The organism is Phocaeicola sp. GP0067 (assembly GCF_031119655.1).
Lineage (GTDB): Bacteria > Bacteroidota > Bacteroidia > Bacteroidales > Bacteroidaceae > Phocaeicola > Phocaeicola vulgatus.
Genome location: NZ_JAVHZY010000053.1, coordinates 1 through 4,796, shown reverse-complemented (window position 1 = coordinate 4,796; position 4,796 = coordinate 1). Strand labels below are relative to the sequence as shown.

General features: G+C 38.0%; 3 protein-coding genes and 1 pseudogene. All 4 read right to left on the bottom strand.

The annotated features are described in order from the left end of the window. Positions 1-88: 88 nt before the first annotated feature. Positions 89-751, bottom strand: coding sequence for an Abi family protein (locus tag RE317_RS20775; RefSeq protein WP_008668443.1), 663 nt, complete (start codon positions 749-751; stop codon positions 89-91). 556 nt (positions 752-1,307) lie between these two features. After that, complete coding sequence (locus RE317_RS20770; RefSeq protein WP_008668442.1) at positions 1,308-3,509, bottom strand: RagB/SusD family nutrient uptake outer membrane protein; 2,202 nt, start codon at positions 3,507-3,509, stop codon at positions 1,308-1,310. A gap of 55 nt (positions 3,510-3,564) precedes the next feature. Continuing rightward, the gene (locus RE317_RS20765; protein WP_008668441.1) at positions 3,565-3,762 is read right to left on the bottom strand and encodes a hypothetical protein; all 198 of its coding nucleotides are present in this window, start codon (positions 3,760-3,762) and stop codon (positions 3,565-3,567) included. 310 nt (positions 3,763-4,072) lie between these two features. Next, positions 4,073-4,600 (bottom strand): annotated as a pseudogene (locus RE317_RS20760) (mobilization protein); the annotation flags it as partial. Positions 4,601-4,796: the final 196 nt, after the last annotated feature.

Below are 4,796 nucleotides of genomic sequence, written 5' to 3'. Positions count from 1 at the left end.
GAAGTTCTTCATGTTCAGACTGGCTAGGCTATACGCTTAAAAGAAAGCTTGCCAACCCGGAAAATCCGCTGACCCCAAAGATGGGCGTTTACTTCATGCCATCTATTACTTTTAGTATAGAATCGGGCTTTTCTACCATTCGCAATACAGAATCCGAATCAAATCCCATATATTCTATATAGGTTCGTATTAACTCATAATGCTCTTTGGCATATTTTGTATCTATCGCACGTGTAGCGTTGAAGCAGATAGGTTCATGATGTGCTATTCTGTTACGAAATTCACGGATGGCGGTCAATTGTTTGTAGATGTCTGTTTGTTTTAAGCCATGCGCTTTGTTGGGGAATATTTGAAGAAGTGTTTTTCCTCCTATGCGGTAATTGCGTCTTGTAAACAGATAAGTCCAGAAACCAAATGTAAAGGAAGCTACCATCTTATCGTTGTTGTACACCCCCATATTGGTATAAGTGCGCTGTATGTGTACTATTTCGGAAGCTTCCTGTTCAAGTAATCCATTGGGTCTTGCTTGGTTGATTATCCAATTATCATCATTGAAATATTGTTTGTAGTGAGTGTTTATGGCATTACGTAGCATTATCTCAAACATACCGATAACCCTATAAAAACGTTGGCTCAACTTGATGTTATATTGGTATAGACGCAAGGTCTTGGCTTTTTCATTGCCACTTGCTTGTGCGTATTTATTTAATCTTGCAGGGGAAAGTACTTGCAAACATTCGTCATATTTCATTTGATATAAGTTTAAAAATGAATTTTCTCTTGCAAATATAGAAATTAATGCCTATATTTGCAAACGTAAGACCCTGTTGTCCCTGCTGAACAAGCAAACCTCAGGGTTATTGTTTTTTATGCACACCTATGATAACGGCAGAACAGTTCGTTTGCTGACGAACTACGGGCTTTCAATTTGGTTATCATCTTTTTAGATTGTTAAAATGTTTAAAAAGAATAAGCGAGAATACATATTTTCTTCACGCCAATGTCAACACGAAGCAGCCAATAAGTCTTTCTTGGGCTTTAGGCGGGATATTAAAGAATCTACTATCTTTGGAGATTCAGCGATTTAAGGCTTCGTAAAAGAAAGGGGCGACTTTATGATTTAGGGGGGCTACAAATGCTGAGAATCGGTAAATTTTAAAATAAACACTCAACTTTACATTAATTGGCGTAAAACTTGGTAGTTTTCTTTTAGGATGAGATTCATCCTTTATTCTTGTCGTTATTTTGCTTTTTTAGCAATAAGAAAGCCCCACAGTAAACAGCAGGGCTTTCGTCATATGCTGGGATTAATATCCCGGATTTTGTGTCATTTGTGGATTTAAATTCATTTCACTGCTGGGGATAGGCCATAAAAGCTGATAAAGGTTGTCATGGCTTAGTCCCATAAAGGATTCACCCAATCCGTTCCTTCTGATGAAATTCATATAGCTGGGTGAGTTTATCTGGTAATGCAGTGAAGCAATGGCTTTCTGAACATCTGATTGGTCAACTGTGAGATTCTTATGCTCGCATACTTGATTGATGTATTCTTTAGCCTTAGGAGTGTTTCCTGTATGATATAGACATTCAGCAGCTGTTAGTATCACATCTTTGTAATCAAGGCAAGGATGACACGCTTCTCCGCTTCTTGTCTGTATATGATAGCCAAGAATGCATTCCGCATTGTTATTATATTCTGTCGCTTGTGAATATTCCAAGTGATAATCACCTCTTTTGATGACTTCTTCCAAAAGCGGCAGTGCCTTGTCGAATTTCTTTTGATTACAATAGACAAAGGCAAGCAATGTTCTTGCTACATCCTTAGAAACAAAAAGCATGCTGTTAGCATCTTGGAAAGCATCGTAACGATGTTCATCCAAGTCACTCATAGCATCAACCAGTATCTTCTCCACTTTTGAAAGAACTTCAGCTTCATCTGTTCGTGGTATGGAAATAAAGGGGGCGTTTTGACGTTCCATTATAAAAGGTACACCACTCCAGCGAGATGATAACTGATAGTATGCCAAAGCCAGATGTGTATTGATGAACGACTGGTAACAATTCAGTTGGTTTGCATCAACATCTCTAATCGTGAGCCACCGGTTGATTGCACTATAGTAATTTCCCCATGTTTTTTCAATTTTATCATCATAAGGGTAGAAAGGAACTGCTTCTTTAAAGTCTTCCTGATGAATATAATTATTTTGCAAATTAAGTTGCCCAGATACGGCATCTCTCATAACACTCATTATATATAATACAGCACTTTCTCCCTGTTCTCCTAATCTGACGGGGTCGTGTTTAACCCAATAGTTCTTGTCTCCCTGTTGTTTGATAGTCACAGTAGCGGCAACCTTGCCTCTTGCGTTATAGACCCTAAAGGTGGTGGATAAATCTTCTTTGAACTGTGCAGGCTCTATTCTTACGGTAATGACATTATTTTCGATGGCTTTATCAAACTTGATTGATGGAGTTGGTATGTTTGCACCAGGTTCATATAATCCCCCAAAGTATTCTTCTTCTGTGACATTGTCTTGGGGTAATTCTTGAAGACCAGAATCAGAGTCAGAATCAAAAGAAGGCGGATTTAAATAATAAGGCTTGTTAGATTCAATGGTAATGGTATATTCGCCTCCTTCTTTCGAAGCGTTTACTTCAGTTGTGCTGAGTGTAACAGATTCGGAATCATCCAGTTCATTTCCGGCAATACCATCATTGTCCCAGTCAAAATAATAAGCCAGGTCTTTGACTTTAACTTCTAATCCCAACTCTTGGTAGCGATTCTTTATGTTTTCAGAAATTCTATCCAATCTTGCATTCAGGTAGTTCTTACCGGATTGTATTCTTTTCTTTGTTTCTTGGCTAAAAGTACCTTCTGTGCCGAACTCATTGCTTAGAATGGATAAAAACTCTACAATTTCCGCATCAGATTTATCAGTTAGTACCAATGATGATATGGCTATTAATGCACCGGAAGCGTCATCACCGGAAGTAATTGAAAATTGGCTTGCATCTTTAGAGGCGTATTGCTGTAATCCGAATTGGGTAAGCAACTCCTTTTGGGCTTGTGCGTTAGCTTCCTTGAATGTCATGCCTTTGGTAGTAATCAAATGATGGATGCGCTTACTTTTCAAGTGAGTTAATACATTGACATTGATAGTACTATTGTCTTTTAAGTCCACAATAGCATCCAGCTTGATAGTTCCTTCTGACAATTCACCGTCCACTTCATTAAAAAAATAGCCGTCTGCTGTCAATTGGGCATACGGGCTGTTAATCTTGAGTGCGCCATAATTGAAATCACCCAAGTTGTTGTCGATGGTAGCAGAATAAAAGTTTCCAGTAGGGGTCATGTACTCATCCAAAGTTCGCATGTCTACATGAGAGCCACGAATCATCGGACCTTTTTCAACTTTACCCATTACGTTGAAGACAGTAGGCGTAAAATCGCCTTCAGTTTCATCGTCATCGCTGCAAGAGCAAAGAGCAAAAGCAAGTGCAGCAGACAAATAAAAGTACTTATTGAATTTTATAGATGTATATATTTGATTGATGATTAACGATTTATATAACACTGAAAGCCACAAGCAGTTTTAATATACCCCAAATTGCCAGAAGGATACTAGGGATAATGATGTCCGCATAGTGGAAATCTATAAAGTTGGGAATGTGAGCTACGATAATCCACAGAAGCCAAATAATAAGAAACGCCCACCAATATTCTTCTCCAAATTCAATGTACGAATAAGCCAGTTCTTTCATACGATTTTCTCTTATGATTCCGTTCCTGAACCAAGTCTAATTAAACCACGAAGCGTGGAGCTGCAATGTCACGTCTCAATTTTGAAGGTCGTAGGAAACCCGAATGTACAGATATAACAATAACAGCCCACGCTATAGCGTGAGAACCACTATGCCATCCTTGTACATTCTTTTGAAAATTTCCTACGTTCTCAAAATTACAAGATGCGCATAACGCTTCTTTCTAAATATAATATGTCTTGGACAGAGTTCTCTCCATCCGCTTGCAAAGATAGTGAATTTTATTGAATTCCAATCAAATACTATCGGATTACATTTTGAATCCTCTGCTTCTTTTATCTGTCTGTACTGAGTTATATAAGCCTTGCTTTAATTTTTCCCATTGTTCCTTGAACCATTCACCTATTGGCTGTCGATTTATGGTCAGCATCAACTTGTGCCCATCAACCGGACTTTGCTCAATTTTGAAAGTGGCATTTTTTGTTTCAAATCTCCGTCTATACTCTTCGGAATAGATTTTTCCGCTGCACCTGATTGCTTCCCTTTTGTATAAAAGAGAATCAACCATCCCTTTGGTAAAGCCAATGACATAACATAATTTTTCCATTCTCAGCATTTCTTTGAGCAATGGGAACCAGCAGAATGCTTTTTCGAGAATGATATTCAATCGTGAAATTTCCTTGTCTTTGGCTTCAAGTTCTTGATTATGTATTCCTTGAAGATTACGAATTTGTCTGCTATGCTGCTCCTGTATTTGTTGCATCTGAACTTTTAAGTCATCAATGCTTTTGTCACGCTTGGAAATTTCATAGCGTAAACTTTCGTTGGCTTGTTCCATGGCGAGTCAACGTAACAACCTGAGGGATTTTGTATTTAAGCATATAATTTAGCAAGTCTATATAAGGAAAAAGTTTCCCCCTTGCCGTTCTATCAACGGATTTATAACAAGGTTACTTCGGGTCAACGTAACAATCTGAGGGATTTTATATTTAAGCATATAATTTAGCAAGTCTATATAAGAAAAAAGCTCTATC

What these genes read in the sequence shown, in the direction of transcription:
- RE317_RS20775 (WP_008668443.1), bottom strand. Translation starts at nt 751, where the DNA reads ATGAAATATGACGAATGTTTGCAAGTACTTTCCCCTGCAAGATTAAAT.
- RE317_RS20765 (WP_008668441.1), bottom strand. Translation starts at nt 3,762, where the DNA reads ATGAAAGAACTGGCTTATTCGTACATTGAATTTGGAGAAGAATATTGG.